The following is a 20,096-nucleotide window of genomic DNA, read 5'->3' as shown; positions in this document are numbered from 1 at the left end:
CCATGGCGTCGTCGCACCCTCACAATGCCGCGAAACTCAGCATTCCTTACCCATTTGCGTCCGCATTTCCACTGTCTTCGCGCGACGGGCCCGGCCAACCGCCCGCTTCTGGCGCGCACCACCCCGTGCGCCTGGCATCACAAATCACCGCGACGATCATTCAATGCCCATAAACGCCAGCGCTTGCGGAGCGGTTTAGCACAAACATTTTTTTGATTACCGATCGCGGACTGGTCCCGATCGGCCTGTTCACGTATCAGTGGCCGCGATCGCCAACCAAAAAAATCTCTGCTTTATCAGCCCAAGCCGGTCTACGATTATGGCAGCCGTGGTCCTGCATATGATGAGGATAACGAGGTAAGCCATACCATTAACAGGTATAGCCCGGTCGGTGGAGTAGCTACGGCTAAGCCTCGTCACGAGCTAGCTGTAAGCGGTTGGTCTCTCAACAAGAATTCAGTCCCTGTAACCGTGGTCAAACCCGACCAATGGGTTGACGTTCAAACCGGGGAGATTGTTAATCGGTCGGACCTACGGGCAGCTAAGACCTATGTGCCAACGCCGGTTAGCAGTAGCGATAGGCTCATCAAGAATCTAACGCTACTCGCTAGCTGTGGCGACCCCGATACGGATAAGGGCAAGCACGATAGGGAGTTTGTCCGTTTCATGCTCCGGTCCAGAAACGGGAGGGGCGGCTTCCTCCAGCCACTTAACGCTATCCTCGATAGGTGGATTGCCTATGCTCATGTTTATATGAGGACCAACCACAAGGCTCGTAAACGCGAGCAACTTAAGAGCATGCTGTACAAGCTCGGTGTGCTACACGATGAGCAAACGCTAACCAAGCCGTATCAGGTCCTAAGGCAGTCCACGCGGAGGGACAACTTGGGGGACGCGAGCAAGGCAGCTATTGTGCTCAAGCCGAGAGCCAAGCCGGGTCGCGGCGTGTTGAGTCAGCATGTTGAACTCGACACTGTACAGAAATACATGAACAACTTTCCGCTTGAGTGCCCACCGTGAGACCATGTAGGCTTGTCTCATCACCACCCGGAGACATACTATGCAACGCAGCGCTAACCAGGGCAGCAGAAAGCAACGCTACAAAGACCTCCAAGACCATGTGCGGGCAAAGATTGGGCGCGTAGTGCAAACGTGCTGGATCGCAGACCGGAAAGAAGCGAACGGACTACAGGTCAATTCGCGCCGTGTAGGGCCAAGGGTTAAGCCGTGCCCGCCGCAATATGCGGCCGTGATTGATTCGGCGATGCGTGACCTTCGCTGGCTTGATTAGCCGCTATTACTTGACGAAAAATTGCTCGGCCTTCTCTAACATTGCTTCATAGTAGGCAGCGGCGAGACCTGCTAACGCAATGACGTCCGACGGATCAACTGGATTTCCTAAGTGTTCATGCGGTACTGGGTATTCTCGACCGCGATTGACGATCGGGAGCAACTTGGTGCGACGGGGAATAAAGTCTATCCTCATATTCTCAGCGTCTTTGACGAATACGTTGCCGCCTTTGATAGCCATCTCCCCGATGCGCAATGGCAAGTTGCGGTCTGCGGCGTTGATGGCGAATCCACCCGGGTCCCGGTCCGTAATCTCGTTTACGGTGTGTTCGTCCGCGCCGCGCGCGTTTACGAGGTAGGACAGGAGTGGATCGTTCTTTCGGGCCTTCTCGTATTTTCCTTTCCAGCCGTTCCACTTCGGGCTTTTGTCGAAGTGGCTATATGCCTTGTTCCAGACTCGCTCTATACGGCCCAAGAATTCCTTCCAACTTTCCTCAAACTCGTCAAGCGACTTCGCCGCGCCCATGGCATCGATTGCCGTTCGGGCCTTCTTTAATTCGATATACGGCTGATCGGAGTGTTGCATGAGGTTGCGTAGTCGTAGCAGGGAAGGGACTGTTGCTAAAAGGATACGATAGTCCGGGCTCGTTTCCGCTTATTTCCGCATATTTCTACACCCAGTGCACATTTTTGCAAACACGCGCTCTGCTATCACTCAGCGCACGGAAATTTTTAGGGAAGTGGTCCGCAAACCCGTATCATTATCCATGTGCAGCGGCGGGAGTACTGCATAAAGCGAGCGGGACCGCCCTTGGCCTAGGAAACCGAACGGCCCCGCGTCTCTTAACCGGAGAGGCTAAGGAAATGAACCTACTAACTCATCCGAGTTTTCCGTATCTTGTTCTAGCGACAACGTACGCCTTGATGGCGCTACAGCATCTCTAGGCAAGGTACAACCGCGTGTTGTAGTTAGGCCAGTCTAACACCCGGGTTTAGCTGGCTGAACAAAAATATACGCGGATTGTAGTTTCTTGTCGTCCGTCGCTCTGGAATATGAGCGGCGGCTTTCGCTCGTCTGTACCTAGCGTGTAACGCGTTAAGTCAATAGGCGCGCAAATGGGCTGACAGATAATGTGTACTCCGTATTAAAGACTTCGCTCATGATCTCTGGCTGGCTACACTTGGTCCTTTACGAGGAGAGACCATGAGCGATATCGACTATTCGTTATTTGGCCCCGCATCGATACGGAAAGCGGTAGAGGCTATTAGGGAACGTCCCAAGCTAACGAGAGATGAATTCGTAAAGCTGGAGCGTGAGAAAAATAACCTTATGGCCCGCTTCGATGAGGTAACGACCATCATGCAGCCGCTGGAGGAGTCTTACGTTGCCGTCCGCAGAAGGATGGACCCTAAGTACGAACCCGACAAAGACAGGCGGTTACAGGAAGTCAACAAGGCTGGTAGCGACCGGCACGAGCAGCTACTAAAGCAGATAGAACCGTTGCACGAGACTTGGAAGCAGGTTGTAGCTGCTCGTGATGCGAGTCGGTATCTAGTGACGGTTCTTGGCGAATGTCTCAAGCTCTGTGAGGTCCTAAACATGCTTACAGCGGCGGAGCGTGGTACTCCGCCAACCAACGATTAGCCTAGCTTCTTAGCCAAGTCCTCGGCCCTTAGATGGGTGTAACGCTGGAGCATCTTTAGATTTTTATGGCCGGTGATAGACGCGACCTCCATAACGTTTAGCCCTTTCTCAAATAGACGGCTGGCCGCCTCGTGGCGTAGATCATGGAAACGGACATTACCAAGGCCGCATTGCTCGCGGACCTGGCTGAACGCGTATTTAATGGCGTGCTGCGTGAGCTTGAACACCCGGCCAGCGTGAGGAGGCGGGCACCAGGTTAGCGCCTCTACGGCCCTCCTGGACAGCGGCACCTTTCGGGGTGTCCCGTTCTTGGTCATAGGTAGGAGGGCGGTGCGGGCCTCAAGGTCGATATGCTCCCAACGGAGCTTGGCTATTTCCCCTTGGCGCATGGCCGTCTCTATGGCGAGAATTATAGCCGGGGCTATCTCCCTGTTGAAATCGATAGCCGTAGCTATCAAGCGCTCATCGTCTCCCACGGCTAAGCGTACGTCACGGGGCACGGGCAACTTAGGGCGTCTAAAGCCGTGTACGGGGTTGCTCGTGAGGCCCATATCCCATTCCTCCAAGGCTACCCGGTAGACGGCGGCTATCGCGTCCAGTTCGCGGCCAACCGTGCTGGTAGCAACCTCGGTTATGCGCCTGTCTCGCCAGTCAGCCAGGTGCGACTTCCCTAGGGACTTCGCGGCCACGGAGCAAAGTTTTTTCTCGGCTCGGAGCATGCGGCTCAATACGGAGCGTTCCCACTCACCGTTACGGCGGGAGGGTGCCACTTGGCTTATGTATTTGCGGAACAGGTCGCCCACGGTCGCGCCCTCAACAGGCTTGGACTCTTGGGCCGCCCATTGCTCGGCCTCATATTGGGTGTCAAAGGTCTTGGACCGGATGCGTTGACCCTTGGTCCGGATTTTCACTTGCCATTTTGTCCCACGGCGGATGATTGAAGCCATTCCTGTTCTCCAAGTGATTGAAAAATATCAGGAATAGGGTTCGTGTCGCACGACCGCGAGTTCGTGAACGGCCTCGCCAACCGCATCATCGAGGTGAAACCCGATGGCACGGTCAAGGACTACAGCGGCAACTACGAAGACTTCCTGGCCAGCCAGGGAGTGCAATGAGTTTCGATCGCTGATCGAAGCGCGAAATGAAAACGGGCGGCGCGTGAGCGTCGCCCGTTTTGTTTTTGGCCCGCGTGCCTTAGCCTACTGCACGCCCGCTTTACGTATGCGTCAACCACGCTAGAATGCACTGTCGCCGCGGCGAGTGCCGCGATGAAATCGCGAACGAACACGGAGCTTGGTATGGGATGGCAGTAAGCGCCGAGGCGCAAACTGTCATCGACAGACAGGAGGAACACCCATGAACGACTACGCGCAGTTCTACATCAACGGCCAATGGGTCGCCCCGCACGGCAAGGGCACGATCGACGTGATCGACTCGGGCACCGAGGCGGTGATGGGCCGCATCCCCGAGGGCATCGAAGCCGACGCCGAGGCGGCCGTCGCCGCCGCGCGCGCCGCCTTCGACGGCTGGGCCGCGACGCCCGCCGCCGAGCGCGGGGCGTATCTGCAGAAAATCGCCGACAACCTCAAAGCCCGCACCGATGAACTCGCGCAGCTGATCGCAGGCGAAGTCGGCATGCCGCTCAAGCTCGCGCGAGCGATCCAGGTGGGCGGCCCGGTCTACAACTGGGGCGCTTACGCGCAGCTCGCAAGCGAGTTCCAGTACGAGGAGCGCGTGGGCAACTCGCTTGTCGTGCGCGAACCGGTGGGCGTCGTCGCGGCCATCACGCCGTGGAACTATCCGCTCAACCAGATCACGCTCAAGGTCGCCGCCGCGCTTGCCGCCGGCTGCACCGTCGTGCTCAAGCCCTCCGAGGTCGCGCCGCTGAACGCATTCGTGCTCGCCGAGGCCATTCACGAAGCCGGCCTGCCCGCGGGCGTGTTCAACCTCGTGACGGGCTACGGTCCGGTGGTGGGCGAGGTGCTGGCGCGCCATCCGGACGTCGACATGGTGTCGTTCACTGGCTCGACGCGTGCGGGCAAACGCGTGTCGGAAGTCGCGTCGGCCACGGTCAAGCGCGTCGCGCTGGAGCTGGGCGGGAAGTCGGCCGCCGTCGTGCTCGACGACGCCGACTTCGCGGCCGCCGTGAAAGGCACGGTGGGCGCGTGCTTCCTCAACTCGGGGCAGACCTGCTCGGCCCACACGCGCATGATCGTGCCGGAGTCGCGTTACGAAGAAGCGCGAGACCTCGCGAAGCAGGCCGCCGAGGCATTCAGGGTGGGCGATCCGCGTGACGAGAAAGCGAAGCTCGGCCCGCTCGCCTCGAAAGTGCAGCAGGAGCGCGTGCTTCACTACATCGAGCGCGGCATGGCCGACGGCGCCGAGCTCGTGGCGGGTGGCCCCGGCATGCCGGAAGGCGTGACGCAGGGCTTCTTCGTGAAGCCGACCGTGTTCGGCCGCGTACCGCGCGACGCGGCCATCGCGCAGGAAGAGATCTTCGGCCCGGTGCTGACGATCCTCACGGCGAAGGACGAAGACGACGCCGTGGCGATCGCCAACGACTCGCTCTACGGCCTCGGCGGCGCAGTCTGGGCGGGCAGCGACGAGCGCGCGATGCGCGTGGCGCGCCGCATCCGTACGGGCCAGATCGACATCAACGGCGGCGCCTGGAACATGGCCGCGCCCTTCGGCGGCTTCAAGCAGTCGGGACACGGCCGCGAAAACGGCGCATACGGCCTCGAGGAGTACCTGGAATACAAGTCGATGCAGTTCAAGGTGCCGAAGGCCTGATGAGGCATCTCGTCGCGCGCTATCGCAAATCTTTTAATGCGACGTGTTGATGCAAGTCATAAACGCGGATTTCTTTACAGAAGTCCGCGTTTTTGTTTGATGTGCGTCAATGTCATATGTGGGGTACGCGCGACCATAAGCGCTTTGTCATCGACAGAGCACAACATGTTTCCTGGACACTCCTTCGCTCCGCTCCAGATTCGCGGTCGTCAACTCCTGCCCGTCGTGCAGGGCGGCATGGGTGTCGGCATTTCGGCACACCGGCTTGCTGGCAGTGTCGCCCGTGAAGGCGCGCTCGGCACGATCGCGAGCATCGACCTGCGCCATCATCACAGCGATCTCATGGACATGTGCCGCGCGGCACCGCAGCACGAAACGCTCGCTCGCGCGAACCTGATCGCGCTCGGCCGCGAAATCGCGGCGGCACGCAAGCTTGCAGGCGGCAACGGCATGATCGCCGTGAACGTCATGAAGGCGGTGAACGCCCATGCCGACTACGTGCGCACCGCCTGTGAGCACGGCGCCGACGCCATTGTCATGGGCGCGGGCTTGCCGCTCGATCTGCCCGACCTCACGGCGGGCGTGGAAATCGCGCTCGTGCCGATCCTGTCCGACGCGCGCGGCGTCGCGCTCGTGCTCAAGAAGTGGATGAAGAAGGGCCGCCTGCCCGACGCCATCGTGATCGAGCATCCTGCCTATGCGGGCGGCCATCTCGGCGTGACCGACATCGCCGACATGGGCAACGAGCGCTTCGCCTTCACGCAGATCTTCGAGGAACTCGAAGGCGTCTATGCCACGCTCGGCATTTCGCGGCGCGACGTGCCGCTCGTCGTGGCGGGCGGCGTGAATAGCCACGAGGCCGTGCGCAAATGGCTCGAGGCGGGCGCGAACGGGGTGCAGGTCGGCACGCCGTTCGCGGTGACCGAGGAGGGCGACGCGCACCCCGAGTTCAAGCGCGTGCTCGCCGACGCGAAGCCTGAAGACATCGTCGAGTTCGTGAGCGTGACGGGCCTGCCCGCACGCGCCGTGAAAACGCCGTGGCTCGAACGTTACTTGCGCAACGAGTCGCGCATTCGCACCAAGATCGGCTCGCTCAAGCTTGCATGCCCAACCGGTCTCGAATGTCTTTCGGCCTGCGGGCTGCGCGACGGCATCGAGAAGTTCGGCCACTTCTGCATCGACACGCGCCTCGCTGCGGCATTGCGTGGCGACGTTGCGAACGGCCTGTTCTTCCGCGGCCGTGAAGCGTTGCCGTTCGGCAATGCGATCCGTAGTGTCCGCGACCTGCTGGAGTTGCTGCTGACCGGCGCTGCGCGACCTGCGGTCGCACAACGAGCAGCGTTCGCACTGGCTTGATACGTATCAAAACGGCGCCAGACCCCGTCTCTGACAATTTGTAGGCCTTCAAGGCTAGACCTACAGACACGGGGATTAACGATGTATAAAGCAATTAGAAAGGCAGCAACAACTGCCGCGCTCACCATGAGCGCGGTCTTCCTGGCAGTGCCGGCCAGCGCGGCTGGTTCTCCCGACTCGGGCATTTACGCGGGCGACTGGCTGGTGCGCCTGCGCGCGATCGAGATCGCGCCGGATGCGCGCGGCAGCGGTACGCTCGGCGCGCTCGGCGCGGACGTGAACAACGCCATCGTGCCCGAGCTCGACTTCACCTACATGGCGACCAACAACATCGGCGTCGAGCTGATTCTCGGCACGTCGCGCAACCAGGTGACGTCGAATATCGGTGCGCTCGGCGGCGTGGGCGTGCTGCCGCCTACGCTGCTGCTGCAGTATCACTTCAACAACGCGGGCAGGGTGCGGCCGTACGTGGGCGCGGGTATCAACTACACGCTGTTCTACAACAACGGTCTGCACGCCGGCGGGCAGTCGGTTTCGATCGACAACCACAGCTGGGGTCCGGCGCTGCAGTTCGGCATCGACTTCCAGGTGACGAAGCGCATCTTCGTGAACGCGGATATCAAGAAGATCTGGATGCACACCGACGCGTCGCTGGCTGGCACGTCTCTCGGCACGTTACATATCGATCCGCTCGTGGTGGGCCTGGGCGTCGGCATGAAGTTCTGATCGATCGTCTGACCATCGCTTTTTCGAACGCCGGCTTGCTCGGCGTTTTTTTATCCGCGTTCAGGCGCGGTCTTTCTGGAAACGCATGGCGGTGCCTTCGCGCTCGATGCGCTCCCACACGGCGCGCTTTTCCTCGTCGCTCAGAAAGACCCAGTTGGAGACCTCCACGGCGGTGCGCCCGCAGCCTTTGCAGACGTCGTCGAAGAGTGTCGAGCACACACCGATGCACGGGCTGTCGGGGAGGTCGTGGAGATTGGATGCCATTGAAGAGCCTTGGGGCGTGGCCGGGCGTCGCGCGCGCCGGCTTCGGTACGAAACGCCGCTATGTTAACCGATACGGAGCGGGGCGGCCGCCCGCCCCGCGAGGCGAGCCGCGGCGACGCGCGATGCGCGATGAATCGGCGAGGCCGCTGCAAGGCGATAGCAAGGTGGTAGGCGCCGCTGCGCCCCGCCGGTAGCAGGGCGTCGCGTGCATGCGCCACTGAAGCGGTTTTTTGTGGACACGGCCCGTGAAACGGCTAAAATTGCGCGCGATTTACCGTCCGCGCGCGGCTCGCCGTGTTTCCACGGCCCATGTTCCGTTTGCGCGACACGCCCGCGTTTTATTTCTTGCCGGGCGGGTTTGATGGTAGGTTCTGGGAAAGTCAGGGGAGTCGTGCGCAGGTGACACGAAGCACGGCACGAAGCGAGGCAGGCAGCCGGCCGGAGCCGGTCAGGATCGGAGAACGGGATGAAGAAAGGGGTTGTGGCGCAACTGGCCGCGCTCGCATTGTGCGCGGCGCCGTGGATGACGTCGGTGGCGAAGGACACGCAGCTGAACGTGTACAACTGGTCCGATTACATCGCCAAGGACACGATTCCGAACTTCACCAAGCAGACCGGCATTCAGGTCAAGTACGACAACTACGACAGCGACGACACGCTCCAGGCCAAGCTGCTCGCTGGCAACTCGGGCTACGACATCGTGGTGCCGACCAGCAATTACGCGGGCAAGCAGATCGCCGCTGGCATTTTCGCGCCGCTCGACAAGTCGAAGATCCCCAACCTCAAGTACCTTGATCCGCAGTTGATGGCGCTCGTCGCCGGCGCGGATCCGGGCAACAAGTATGCGGTGCCCTGGGCGTACGGCACGACGGGTCTTGCCTATAACGTCACGAAGGCGCAGCAGATCCTCGGCAAGAACGTGCCGCTCGACAACTGGGACATCCTCTTCAAGCCCGAGAACATCTCGAAGCTGAAGGCCTGCGGCGTGTCCGTGCTCGACGCGCCGGACCAGATGTTCGCGGCCGCGCTGCACTACATCGGCAAGGACCCGCTTTCGACGAATCCGGACGACTATCGCGCCGCGCTCGCGATGATGAAGAAGATCCGCCCGTACATCACGCAGTTCAACTCGTCGGGCTACATCAACGACCTCGTGGGCGGCGATATCTGCTTCGCGTACGGCTGGTCGGGCGACGTCGTGATCGCCAAGCATCGCGCCATCGACGCGAAGAAGCCCTACAAGATCGAGTACTACATCCCGAAGGGCGGCGCGCCGATCTGGTTTGACGTGATGACCATCCCGAAGGATGCGCAGCACAAGGAAGCCGCGAACGAATGGATCAACTACATCGAGACGCCGCAGGTCCACGCAGCGATCACGAACGCGGTCTACTACCCGAGCGCAAACGCGGAAGCGCGCAAGTACGTGGACAAGGACATCGCCAACGACCCGGCCGTGTACCCGCCGCCCGAGGTCCTGAAGACGCTGTTCCTGCTCAAGCCGCTGCCGCCTGAGATCCAGCGCCTGCAGACGCGTCTGTGGACCGAGTTCAAGTCGGGCCGCTGACGCGCTCGCAGCGGTTGAAATTCGATCCCGTTTTACCCCGAGCCCTCGGCACGATGCCGGGGGCTTTGTTCGTCAACCCCGTCCAGCATTCACGCAGAAACAGGCAGGGCAGAGAGAATCATGAGTGACCAGTCGAGCGCGCCGGCATCCGCCGGTTCGCTGCCTTCGGGCTTCACCGCGGCAGATTCGGCCGCGGACAACTTCGTGCAGATCGTCGATGTCGTCAAGAAGTTCGGCGAGACGACAGCCGTCAAGGGCGTCAATCTGTCGGTGAATAAGGGCGAGCTGTTCGCGCTGCTCGGCAGCTCGGGCTGCGGCAAGTCCACCTTGCTGCGCATGCTCGCGGGTCTCGAAACCGTGACGTCGGGCAAGATCCTGATCGACGGCGAGGACCTCGCTTCGATGCCGCCGTACCGCCGCCCGGTCAACATGATGTTCCAGTCGTACGCGCTCTTTCCGCACATGACGGTGGAGGCGAACGTGGGCTTCGGGCTGCGCCAGGAAGGCGTGAAGAAGGGCGAACTCAAGGATCGCGTGGCCAATGCGCTCGAACTCGTGCAGATGACGCGCTTCGCCAGGCGCAAGCCGCACCAGCTTTCGGGCGGCCAGCAGCAGCGCGTGGCGCTCGCGCGCTCGCTCGTGAAGCGCCCGAAGCTCCTCCTGCTCGACGAGCCGATGTCGGCGCTCGACAAGCAGATTCGCCAGCGCACGCAAATCGAACTCGTCAACATTCTCGACAAGGTCGGCGTTACCTGCATCATGGTCACGCACGACCAGGAAGAAGCGATGACGATGGCGGGGCGCCTCGCGGTGATGAGCGAAGGCGAGATCGTCCAGCTCGGCACGCCCAACCAGGTCTACGAGTTTCCGAACAGCCGCTTCTCGGCGGAGTTCATTGGCTCGACCAATCTCTTCGACGGCAATGTGGTCGAGGACGAGCCTGACCACGTGTTCGTCGAGTCCTCCGAACTGCCGGTGCGTCTCTACGTGAACCACGGCATCACCGGGCCGCTCGGCATGCCCGTGACGATCTCGGTGCGCCCGGAGCGTATCGCGCTCACGCGCAAGCCGCCCGAGGGCGTGTTCAACTGGGGCAAGGGCGTCGTCAAGAACATCGCCTACATGGGCGGCTACTCGCTGTATCACGTCAAGCTCGATTCGGGCAAGACGGTGATCGCGAACATGTCGAGCCTCGCGCTCTCCGAGATCGACTCGCCCACCTGGGATGACGAAGTCTACGTGCGCTGGAGCGCTTCCGCCGGTGTGGTGCTGACGTCATGAGCGCGACGACTGTGCGCAACATCCTGAACTGGCCGGCGAAGCGCTTCAACCTGACCGGGCGGACGGCCGTCGTGGCAGGTCCGTTCATCTGGCTGCTGCTGTTCTTCCTCGTGCCGTTCATCCTGGTGGTGAAGATCAGCTTCGCCGACCAGCAGCTCGGCATTCCGCCGTACACAGAGCTGACGTCGTTCGCGGATGGCGTCTGGCATATCGCGCTCGACTTTTCGCACTACGCGTTCCTGTTCCAGGACAGCCTGTATTTCGCGACCTACGTGAATTCGGTCGTGGTGGCCGCGATTTCGACGCTGCTATGCCTCATCATCGGCTATCCGATGGCGTATTACATCGCGCGCTCGAATCCGGCCTCGCGCAATATCCTCATGATGGCCGTGATGCTGCCGTTCTGGACGTCGTTCCTGATCCGCGTGTACGCATGGATCGGCATCCTGAAGAACAACGGACTGCTGAACAATTTCCTGATGTCGATCGGCATCATTCATTCGCCCATCGAGCTTTATCACACGAACACGGCGGTCTATATCGGCATGGTGTATTCGTATCTGCCGTTTCTCGTGATGCCGCTCTACGCGCACCTCGTGAAGATGGATCTCACGCTGCTCGAAGCCGCCTACGACCTCGGCGCGAAGCCGTGGCGCGCGTTCGTGGAGATCACGCTGCCGCTCTCGAAGAACGGCATCATCGCTGGCTGCCTGCTCGTGTTCATCCCGGCGGTGGGCGAGTACGTGATTCCTGAACTGCTCGGCGGCGCGAACACGCTGATGATCGGCCGCGTCATGTGGAACGAGTTCTTCGACAATGCCGACTGGCCGATGGCCTCCGCGGTGACCTGCGCGATGGTGCTGCTGCTGCTCGTGCCAATGGCGCTGTTCCAGCACTACCAGGCGAAGGAACTGGAGGGCCGCGGCAAATGAAACCGAATCGGCTTCTGCAGTTCATCGCGCTCGGCCTCGGCTTCGCGTTCCTCTATATTCCGATCCTGAGCCTGATCGTCTACTCGTTCAACGAGTCGCAACTCGTGACGGTGTGGACGCGCTTTTCCACTCGCTGGTATCAGGCACTCGTTACCGACGATGAGTTAATCACCGCTGCGTGGCTCTCGCTGCGCATCGCGTTGATGACGGCGTTCGCCTCGGTGTTCATCGGCACGTGGGCGGGCTTCGTGCTCGCGCGCATGGGGCGCTTTCGCGGCTTCACGCTCTTCTCGGGCATGATCAACGCGCCGCTCGTGATTCCCGAAGTGATCCAGGGCATTTCGCTGCTGCTGCTCTTCGTGGAAATGGGCAAACTGATCGGCTGGCCCGCGGGGCGCGGCGTGTTCACGATCTGGATCGGCCACGTCATGCTGTGCATTTCGTACGTCGCCATCATCGTGCAGTCGCGCGTGCGCGAGTTGAACCCGTCGCTCGAAGAGGCTGCACTGGACCTTGGCGCAACGCCGTTCAAGGTGTTCTTCCAGATCACGCTGCCGCTCATCTCGCAGGCGCTTGCCGCGGGCTGGCTGCTGTCGTTCACGCTGTCGATCGACGATCTGGTGCTCTCGGCGTTTCTTTCGGGCCCGGGCTCGACCACGTTGCCGCTCGTGGTGTTCTCGCGCGTGCGCCTTGGCCTGAACCCGGAGATGAACGCGCTCGCCACGCTCTTCATCGCGGTCGTCACGGTGGGCGTGATCGCCGGCAACTACTTCATGCAGCGCGCAGAGCGCAAGCGCATGGCGATGGCGGTCTGAGCGCCGCCGCGCTTCGAAGCGCATGCAATAGACGGCGCGTGGGCAGCCATGTCCGCGCGCCGTTTGCTTTTTGCGGCGCAGTCCTTACAGCCGGTAGCCCATACGAAACCCGCCCCAATGCCGCCCGTTCACGAAGATCGGAGCGGAGGCGTCCTTCATCATCACGAACGTGCCGCCGCCCATGTCGCGACGGTAGGTTTGCAGCAGGAAGGGCTTGGTATGCGAACCGGCGGCGCGCCCCGCGCGGTCGTTGAAAATTCGATGATTGCGGCAGTTCGCGGCGTTCCACACCGGGTCGGCGCCCTGCGGATGTGAGAACTTGCGATTGTGGGTCGGTATGTAGCCGCGCGGATCGATCGCCACGCAGAAGGCGACGCGTTCGTCGAACGTGAGCAGCGGTTCGAGGATCGGGGGCAACACCCGGTCGGTGAAGGCCGTGAAGCGCGTCATATGCTGCTGCGGGTTCGTGTTCGGCACTGGCGCGTAGACGCTGTCGAACAGATCCGCTTCGCCGATCTCGCCACGCGCGAGCGCGCCTTCGAACAGCTTGCTCACCTGGGCGGCGGCGCGCTGCACCGTCTCGATAAAGCGGGTGTCGTCGGTTTCCACACCGGTTGCGGCGGAAAGCTCGATGAGCGTTTCCGAGACCTCGAGCAGCTTGCCGAGCTGATCCTTTGCCTGCACGAAGTTGCGCCCCGAATCCTCGACGCCCGCGACCATCTCGCCCACCTGGCTTTCGAGCCCATCGCATTTCGTCTCGATCTCGCCCGTGAGCTGGGCGATCTGGCCGGCGTGCTCGTCGAGCTGCATGATCGCCTGGCCGGTGCTGTGCACGGCCTCGCCGATCGTGTGCGTGCCCTCGCGCACGCGATGCGCGCGTTCGGTGTTGGCGGTGCCCTCGGCAATGAGCTGCTCGGTCTGCTGCGTGAGTTGGCCGAGGGTTTTCTCGATCTGGCCGGTGGCCTGTGCAGTCTTGGCGGAGAGGTTCTTCACCTCGGCCGCGACCACGGCGAAGCTCCTGCCGGACTCGCCCGCGCGCGCCGCTTCGATGGCCGCGTTGAGCGCGAGAAGCTGGGTCTGCCGCGCGATTAGCGAGATTTCCTCGGAGACCTTCGAGACATGCGCGAGCGCGCTTTTGAGCGCCCGGATCTGCGTCTCGATGACGGTGACGCTCTCCACGAGACCGTGAATGTCGGCAAGCGAATCCTCGATGGTCTGCTGCGACTGCTGGACGGTGGCGGCGGTGCCGGTGCTCAGCGCGCGCATGGCGCGCGCGGCCGTGGCGATCTGATGGTTGCCGGCGAGCGTGTGGGCCGCCGACTCGCGCAGGGCGTGGCAGACGTCGGTCTGACGCTGCACGCGCGCGGCGACTTCGTCGACATGGCCCGCCACGTCGCAGATCTCGATACCGAGCCTGCCGGCGTGTGCGGCAATGTCGCCGACGACGCCGGCGGATTTTCCCGCGCGGCGGCGGCCGCGCAGACCCAGCAAACGCAAACGTGTCATCGGGTGTCTCCTTTGTCGATGGCGCGAGGCGCTTTAGCGCCTCGCGCCATCCCATGCAAAGCTGCCCGGTGCGGACAACTGCGGAAAGGCTGCGTGCCCGGTCGTCGGCAGGTCCGATCGCCGGGCTTTCTGAACTTGTTTACGGCGTGTAACACGGCGACTTGAGCGCAGGGGCAGCGCCTGGCGCTATGATCGGGAACTCGGGCGCTTCGAAAGCCGGCAATGAGGAGCAAAGGGGCGTCGCGATGGGAGCAAGATGATAGAAGCGATTTTCGGCGGGAGCGCGCCGCTCGCGCTCTGGCAGCAGCTGATCCAGCTCTGGGAGCTGATCGTGATGGTATTGCGCTTCCTCTGGGAGCTGGTGAAGCTCCTCGGCGGCGGCGGTTGAACGACGAAAGGGCAGACGATGATCGACGATTCCACCCGGCGTTTCACCGACCGGGTCGCAGACTACGTGAAATTCCGGCCAACCTATCCGCGCGAAGTGGCGACCTTCGTGCATGTGGAATGCGGCATCGCGCCGGGCGCGCCCGTGGCCGACATCGGCGCGGGTACGGGCCTTTCCACGAAACTCTTTCTCGACGCGGGCCATCCGGTTACGGCCGTCGAGCCGAATGCGGCCATGCGCGCCGCGGCAGATGAACTGCTAGGAGGCTACCAGGGCTATCGCAGCGTGGCGGGCACCGCGGAGGCGACGACGCTCGAAGCCGCGAGCGTAGACCTCGTGAGCGCCGCGCAGGCGTTCCACTGGTTCCACAAGACCGACACGCAGCGCGAATTCGCGCGCATCCTCAAGCCGCGCGGCAAGATCGTGCTGTTCTGGAACAGCCGCCTGCTCGAAGGCTCGGCGTTTCTGGCGGGCTACGAGGCACTCCTGCAGCGTTTTTGCCCCGACTACGCACGGGTGGCCGAAACCTATCCCGACTCGGCCGCGATGGCCGACTGGTTCGGCGATGGCTTCGAGCATCAAACCGTGTTCCCGAACGCGCAACTGCTCGACTTCGATGGCCTGCGCGGACGGCTGATGTCGTCGTCATACGCACCGCGCGCGGGCGATGAACGCCACGAGCCGATGCTCGCGGCGCTGCGCGAGCTGTTCGCGGCGACGCAAAAGGACGGCACCGTGAACTTCGCCTACGAGACGCGCGTGTACGCCGGGCATCCGCAGCGCGTCTAGCGCTCGAACGCGTAGTCGGCGGTGCGCACGCAGCGCGTTCTGCGGCGGAACATGAACGTGAAGCCGGGCCACAGCGCAGTGTTCTTGCCCGCCTGCGTGAGGTAGTAGCTGCGGCAGCCCGATTGCCACACGGTGCGCGCGAAGCGCGCTTGCACGCGCGCGTTCCAGCTTTGCTGCGCCTCGGCGCGTACCTCCATCGTGCGGGCGCCCGAGCGCTGCAGCGCGCGAATGCAGGCCGCGATATAGGCGATATGCGACTCGATCATGTAGATCATCGAGTTGTGCCCGAGCGCCGTGTTCGGCCCGATCACGAAGAAGAGATTCGGGAAGCCCGCGACGCTCGCGCCGAGGTAGGCCTCGGGGCCGTCGCGCCGCCACGTCTCGCCGAGATCCTGGCCGCCGACGCCCGTCACCTGGAAAGGCGCGTCCACATCGTTGACCTGGAAGCCCGTGCCGCAGACGATCGCGTCGTAAGGCCGATGCGTGCCGTCGGCGGTCACGATGCCGTCGGCGACGACCTCGCGGATCGCGTCGGTGACCAGCTCCACGTTGGGCTGCGCGAGGGCAGGGTAGTAGTCGCTCGAGAGCAGCACGCGCTTGCAGCCCAGCAGATAGTCGGGCGTGAGGCGCGCGCGCAGGCCGGGGTCTTTCACCTTGTGCGCGAGGTAGCTCAGCGCGAACTTCGTCGGCGTCTTGAGCAGGCGCGGCTCCACCGCGAAGCCAAGCGCGCGCGATTCGTGGTGCCAGTAAATCGCGGCGCGCGCCACGCGTTGCGCGAACGGCATGTGCCGGTAAATCCAGCGCCAGCGCTCGCTGATGGCGCGATCGCGCCGCGGCATGATCCACGGCGGCGTGCGCTGAAACACCGTGAGCTGCGCCGCGTGCGGCTGGATATGCGGCACGAACTGGATCGCGCTCGCACCGGTGCCGATCACGGCGATGCGCTTGCCTTCGAGCGCGTAGTCGTGGTCCCAGCGCGCCGAGTGGAAGAGCTTGCCTTCGAAGCGCTCGATGCCCGCGACATGCGGCAGCGCCGGGCGCGAGAGCGGTCCGTTCGCGGCGATCACGATATCGGTTTCGATCGTCGTGATCGCGCCGTCGCGTTCGATCTCCACCTGCCAGACGCCGCGCGCCTCCAGGAAGCGCGCCGCGCGCACGCGCGAACGGTATTCGATGAAGCGCTCGACGTCGTACTTGTGCGCGCAATGGCGCAGGTAGTCGAGAATTTCGTGCTGCGGTGCGAAGGTGCGCGTCCACGCCGGATTCAGCTCGAACGAAAACGAGTAGAGGTGCGAAGGAATATCGCAGGCGGCGCCCGGATAGGCGTTGTCGCGCCAGGTGCCGCCGAGGCCTTCGGCTGCCTCATAGATCGTGAACGAGTCCACGCCCATGCGACGCAGCCGGATCGCCATGCCGATGCCGGAAAAGCCGCTGCCGATGATGGCGATGCGCAGCGGGCCCAAGTTGCCGAGCGCTTCTTTGGCCATGTGTGCGTCCGCCGTTATGTGTGTTGTGCCGGGTTTGCGCCGATGCAAAACGGGCTCCATGAAGGAGCCCGTCGTTGCTTTAGCGGCGTGCGCTGGGGAAACCTCAGGCGTTCAGGAGTTGTTCCAGTCGTCCGAGCTGTCGTTGCTGCCCATATCGACGCCGCCGCCGCCCGAGCCGTCGTCCCAGTCGTTCGAGCCCTGACCGAAGTCGAGGCCGCCGCCATTGTTGCCGTCGCGCTGAACCCGGCGGCCTTCGTCGTCGACGAACACATCGCGCTCGATCACGCGGTCACGGCCATGGTTCAGTGCTTCGCCGAGCAGCACGCCCGTGAGCAGGCCACCCATGCCGCCCATGCCACCGCCGCCTTGCTGCACGATGACCTGCGGCGGTTGCTGGGGCGCCGCAGGCGGATACTGCGGCTGGCGTCCGAAGGCGGCGTCGGCTTCTCGCGCGTAGTTGGAGTTGCTGCCGTAGTCCGGCGCGGCAGGCTGCGCATTCGGATCGGGGCGGCCTTCGGCGCGCGCCTTGAGGCTCGCGAACTGGCGTTCGAGATCCTCGATCTCATACGGCGGCCGCGGATTCGCGCTGTTCGAGAGCGTTTCGACGAGGCTGCGCAACTGCGCTTCGAGTCCTTCGACTTCCTTTTCGAGCGCTTCGTGGCCGGGCGCGGTCGAGAGCTTCACGTCGAGCTTGAGCGAACGCACGCCGTTGAGCAGCTCGGTGGCGCGCTTGAGCTGGTCGCGGCGGTCGTCGCCGGCCTTCGCGTCTTCGGTGGACTTCGCGCGGCGCAGGGTCCAGCGCAGCACGAGCGCAATGCCGACAAACAAGATGGCGATACCGATCCACATGCCCATACCAGGACCTCGCTTTTGCGGCGCCGCCGCTTGCTGCTGCGCGAACGGGTTGTCCGCGCTGCTCGTCTTCACTGCGCCGGCGCGCGAGGCGTCGGAACGAATCTTCGCTTCGACCTGCGCGAAATGTTGCGGCTGGGTGAAGCGGATTTGCGGGTCGAGCGACTTCGCTTGCTCGACCTGGGTGAGCGCGTCACTGTAACGGCCTTCGCGGTCGAGCACCTGGGCGTAGAGATAGTGAGCGCGAGCGTTGTCCGGATGCGCCTGCAGGACTTCGGTCAGGCCGGAGTCGGCGCGCTGCCAGTCGCCCTGGGACATCGCGGATTCGATCTGCTGCACGCCAGGCACGGCGAACGCAACGCCGCCCGTGAAGGCTAGCGACGCGACAGCGACGCTAGCAGCGGCAAGAAACTTTTTCATGTTGCAGGCCGGGCGGATTGACGCCCGTCTCCATGGCATTCGATACGGGGATGCGACGCTATCGGGCGCCTGCCGACCATGCCGGCAGCACGGACCATGCCGCGCCGCATCCAGCACGCCGGCACGTTTACTGTGCCGGCGTGTTCATCTGCTTCTTGAGCGCCTCGAGGCGCTCGTCTACCGACGGCCCCTTGTTGAGCGCCGCGAGCTTGTCTTCGAGCGCCTTGCCACTCGACTGGTCGGACGAATTCAGGCGGGCGTCCGAGCGCGCGTTCGACAGCGCGACCTTGTCTTCCAGCTTCTGGAAGTCGCCATCGAGATTCTTCCCGCCGATGCCGCCCAGCGCTGTGGCCGCGACGTCCTTCGCCTGGGCGATCTGCTGCTTCGCCTGCAGGATGTTCGAGCGCGCGTTCAGATCGTTGCGGCGCTGGCGCATGTCGTCGATCTGCTGCTTCAGTTGATCGACCGACGGTTCGAGCTTCGCGAGTTCGCCCGCGAGCGCGTCGCGTTCGGCTTCGGCGGTTTGCTGCGCGCCGAGCGCTTCGCGTGCGAGCGCTTCGTCGCCCGATTGCAGCGCGCGCTTCGCGCCGTCTTCGTACTTCTTCGCCTTGTCGGCGGCCACATCGCGCTTGCTTTGCTGCGTCGCGACCTGCGCCTGGATCTCGACGAGCGAGTTCTCCGCGCGGGCGATGCTGTCGTCGAGCTCACGCACGATCTGGCGCGCGTCGCGCGACGGATCCTGCACCGAGTCGGCCGCGTCGTTGAGCAGGCCCTTGACGGTGCGGGAGATGGAGTCGAAAAGCGACATGAATTCCTCCAGTGAAATGAGATCGGCCATGGCGGGCCGAGGTGCGTGCATGCGGTTTGGCCTCACGCGCCAGCCGGCTGACAGATGGCTGATCCATCTGTCAGCTTACGCCGCTTTGCGCCGCGCGCCCATGCTCGGCGCAAATCGGGGCGAGTGCGGCAATTGCAATAGCGTGAAGGTGTTTTCTTGCACGCGTGTGTTCATCCGGACGGGGCCTGGCTGCGCGGTGCGAAGCACCGCGGCAGGCGGGGCGCCCCCATCGATCGCGGATATTACACCACGGCCCGTCTTAAAAGGGACTTAAAGGAATCGGGCCTGGGCAGCGCTCGCGGCGCGCGTGTAAGCGGGCGTTAAGCCGATTGTGACGCGTGCGTATGGCGGCGCGGATGCGGCGCGTGTCAGGCGTATTTGCCGCCTTCGGGGGCGGCGTCGTCGCTACGGGCTTCGTCGCGTGGATCGCTTGCGTCGCGCCGCGAGCGGGCGAAGGGCGCCGAGCTCAGCGGCTGCAGCGGTTCAACGTCCAGCGATTGCGCAGCGGTCGCGTCGAGCGCGGCGCTTTCCGCTGCGGCGGCCGCTTCGGCGCTCAGCCGGGCGACAGCCTGGGCGATTTCACGCGCGGCATGGCTCACGTCCGTCTCTTCGGTGTGCGCGGCAGGCAGGGGGGTGTTTGGCGCTTGAGACGTTGCCTCGTGGGTGGCGTCGTCGTGAACGGCCGCAGCCGCTTCGCCAGCCGTTTGCGCGTCGGCGGTCGCTGCATTCGCACCAATCGCAGTCGCCGCGCCCGCAGGTGGCCGGAACGCGCCCGCACGGCCTGCGCGCAGCGGCTTCGCCGCCTTTTGCAGCACCTGGGCGAGGGCGTCGGGCTGACGAGGCGCGTTCAGCCGGTCGACGATGCTCGCGGCCTTCACCTGATCGCTCGTGGCGCTGAACGCGATCACGGCGCGGCGCATGAGTTCGCTGATGCTGATGCCGAGTTCGTCGGCGGTGGCAGAGATCGCGCGCTTTTGCGCGGGCGTAACGAAGACGACGATGCGTTCGCTGGGCTTGTTCATGATCGACGGGCCGTTGGGTCGGCTTCGTATGACGTCGGTTTGCCTGCCTGCGCAACAGCTTTTTGTAAGAATGGATGCGTGCTCGCCTGGGCGCGGACAGGGGCGTGTAGCAGATCTTTCATCATAAG

19 protein-coding genes are annotated in these 20,096 nt (G+C 63.2%); 11 read left to right on the top strand and 8 right to left on the bottom strand.

The genetic code is table 11. The annotated features are described in order from the left end of the window. Nucleotides 1–1,297: 1,297 nt before the first annotated feature. Nucleotides 1,298–1,876, bottom strand: coding sequence for a hypothetical protein (locus M3A49_RS34095; RefSeq protein WP_266232863.1), 579 nt, complete (start codon nucleotides 1,874–1,876; stop codon nucleotides 1,298–1,300). Nucleotides 1,877–2,494: 618 nt separating this feature from the next. Here M3A49_RS34095 and M3A49_RS34090 point away from each other — a divergent pair. After that, nucleotides 2,495–2,935, top strand: a complete 441-nt coding sequence (locus M3A49_RS34090) for a hypothetical protein (protein ID WP_266232862.1) — start codon at nucleotides 2,495–2,497, stop codon at nucleotides 2,933–2,935. Here the strand turns inward: M3A49_RS34090 and M3A49_RS34085 are convergent. Then, nucleotides 2,932–3,882, bottom strand: coding sequence for a site-specific integrase (locus M3A49_RS34085; RefSeq protein WP_266232861.1), 951 nt, complete (start codon nucleotides 3,880–3,882; stop codon nucleotides 2,932–2,934). The two genes, M3A49_RS34090 and M3A49_RS34085, sit on opposite strands and share 4 nt — an antisense overlap. A 42-nt stretch (nucleotides 3,883–3,924) precedes the next feature. On the opposite strand from M3A49_RS34085, the gene M3A49_RS34080 reads away from it, so the two are divergent. The 4 genes from M3A49_RS34080 (at nucleotide 3,925) to M3A49_RS34065 (ending at nucleotide 7,807) form a co-directional block, all read left to right on the top strand. Beyond that, on the top strand, nucleotides 3,925–4,050 hold the full coding sequence (locus tag M3A49_RS34080) for a hypothetical protein (RefSeq protein WP_266232860.1): 126 nt from the start codon (nucleotides 3,925–3,927) through the stop codon (nucleotides 4,048–4,050). 241 nt (nucleotides 4,051–4,291) lie between these two features. Further along, nucleotides 4,292–5,725 (top strand): aldehyde dehydrogenase family protein, encoded by a 1,434-nt coding sequence (locus M3A49_RS34075; protein WP_266232859.1) that lies wholly within the window; start codon nucleotides 4,292–4,294, stop codon nucleotides 5,723–5,725. 165 nt (nucleotides 5,726–5,890) lie between these two features. Continuing rightward, nucleotides 5,891–7,081 carry an NAD(P)H-dependent flavin oxidoreductase gene (locus tag M3A49_RS34070; RefSeq protein ID WP_266232858.1) on the top strand — a complete coding sequence of 397 codons (1,191 nt, stop codon included), beginning with the start codon at nucleotides 5,891–5,893 and terminating at the stop codon, nucleotides 7,079–7,081. Between the two features lie 81 nt (nucleotides 7,082–7,162). Next, on the top strand, nucleotides 7,163–7,807 hold the full coding sequence (locus tag M3A49_RS34065; protein ID WP_416339070.1) for an OmpW/AlkL family protein: 645 nt from the start codon (nucleotides 7,163–7,165) through the stop codon (nucleotides 7,805–7,807). A gap of 60 nt (nucleotides 7,808–7,867) precedes the next feature. Here the strand turns inward: M3A49_RS34065 and M3A49_RS34060 are convergent, their stop codons facing one another. Further along, a complete protein-coding gene (locus M3A49_RS34060; RefSeq protein WP_028204006.1) occupies nucleotides 7,868–8,071 on the bottom strand; it encodes a DUF1289 domain-containing protein in 204 nt (67 codons plus the stop codon). Nucleotides 8,072–8,537: 466 nt separating this feature from the next. Between M3A49_RS34060 and M3A49_RS34055 the strand changes: the two genes are divergently transcribed. The 4 genes from M3A49_RS34055 to M3A49_RS34040 all read left to right on the top strand — a co-directional run bounded on the left by M3A49_RS34055 (nucleotide 8,538) and on the right by M3A49_RS34040 (nucleotide 12,666). Next, nucleotides 8,538–9,638: a polyamine ABC transporter substrate-binding protein gene (locus M3A49_RS34055; protein WP_266232857.1), complete on the top strand. Its 1,101-nt coding sequence runs from the start codon at nucleotides 8,538–8,540 to the stop codon at nucleotides 9,636–9,638. Between the two features lie 120 nt (nucleotides 9,639–9,758). Continuing rightward, entirely contained in the window at nucleotides 9,759–10,919 is a 1,161-nt protein-coding gene (locus tag M3A49_RS34050) for an ABC transporter ATP-binding protein (RefSeq protein ID WP_416339069.1), read from the top strand. Further along, nucleotides 10,916–11,851: an ABC transporter permease subunit gene (locus tag M3A49_RS34045; protein ID WP_035512946.1), complete on the top strand. Its 936-nt coding sequence runs from the start codon at nucleotides 10,916–10,918 to the stop codon at nucleotides 11,849–11,851. Before M3A49_RS34050 ends, M3A49_RS34045 begins: the two co-directional genes overlap by 4 nt. Beyond that, nucleotides 11,848–12,666: an ABC transporter permease subunit gene (locus tag M3A49_RS34040; RefSeq protein WP_266232856.1), complete on the top strand. Its 819-nt coding sequence runs from the start codon at nucleotides 11,848–11,850 to the stop codon at nucleotides 12,664–12,666. Before M3A49_RS34045 ends, M3A49_RS34040 begins: the two co-directional genes overlap by 4 nt. 84 nt (nucleotides 12,667–12,750) lie before the next feature. On the opposite strand, the gene M3A49_RS34035 is transcribed toward M3A49_RS34040, so the two are convergent. Continuing rightward, nucleotides 12,751–14,172, bottom strand: a complete 1,422-nt coding sequence (locus tag M3A49_RS34035; protein ID WP_266232855.1) for a methyl-accepting chemotaxis protein — start codon at nucleotides 14,170–14,172, stop codon at nucleotides 12,751–12,753. Nucleotides 14,173–14,428: 256 nt separating this feature from the next. Between M3A49_RS34035 and M3A49_RS34030 the strand changes: the two genes are divergently transcribed. Then, nucleotides 14,429–14,560, top strand: coding sequence for a hypothetical protein (locus tag M3A49_RS34030; RefSeq protein WP_256094777.1), 132 nt, complete (start codon nucleotides 14,429–14,431; stop codon nucleotides 14,558–14,560). A gap of 18 nt (nucleotides 14,561–14,578) precedes the next feature. After that, complete coding sequence (locus tag M3A49_RS34025) at nucleotides 14,579–15,349, top strand: class I SAM-dependent methyltransferase (RefSeq protein ID WP_266232854.1); 771 nt, start codon at nucleotides 14,579–14,581, stop codon at nucleotides 15,347–15,349. Here the strand turns inward: M3A49_RS34025 and M3A49_RS34020 are convergent. From M3A49_RS34020 to M3A49_RS34005, 4 genes are all read right to left on the bottom strand, one after another. Further along, on the bottom strand, nucleotides 15,346–16,836 hold the full coding sequence (locus tag M3A49_RS34020) for a flavin-containing monooxygenase (RefSeq protein WP_266232853.1): 1,491 nt from the start codon (nucleotides 16,834–16,836) through the stop codon (nucleotides 15,346–15,348). The two genes, M3A49_RS34025 and M3A49_RS34020, sit on opposite strands and share 4 nt — an antisense overlap. Nucleotides 16,837–16,947: 111 nt before the next feature. Beyond that, the gene (locus M3A49_RS34015; RefSeq protein ID WP_266232852.1) at nucleotides 16,948–18,108 is read right to left on the bottom strand and encodes a tetratricopeptide repeat protein; all 1,161 of its coding nucleotides are present in this window, start codon (nucleotides 18,106–18,108) and stop codon (nucleotides 16,948–16,950) included. Between the two features lie 127 nt (nucleotides 18,109–18,235). Continuing rightward, a complete protein-coding gene (locus M3A49_RS34010) occupies nucleotides 18,236–18,916 on the bottom strand; it encodes a PspA/IM30 family protein (protein WP_254352710.1) in 681 nt (226 codons plus the stop codon). 398 nt (nucleotides 18,917–19,314) lie between these two features. Next, nucleotides 19,315–19,968 carry a hypothetical protein gene (locus M3A49_RS34005; protein WP_266232851.1) on the bottom strand — a complete coding sequence of 218 codons (654 nt, stop codon included), beginning with the start codon at nucleotides 19,966–19,968 and terminating at the stop codon, nucleotides 19,315–19,317. Between the last annotated feature and the right edge of the window lie 128 nt (nucleotides 19,969–20,096).

The sequence above is a fragment of the Paraburkholderia sp. CNPSo 3076 genome, from assembly GCF_026343935.1.
Taxonomy (GTDB): domain Bacteria; phylum Pseudomonadota; class Gammaproteobacteria; order Burkholderiales; family Burkholderiaceae; genus Paraburkholderia; species Paraburkholderia nodosa.
This window is presented reverse-complemented; position numbering and strand designations above follow the sequence as displayed.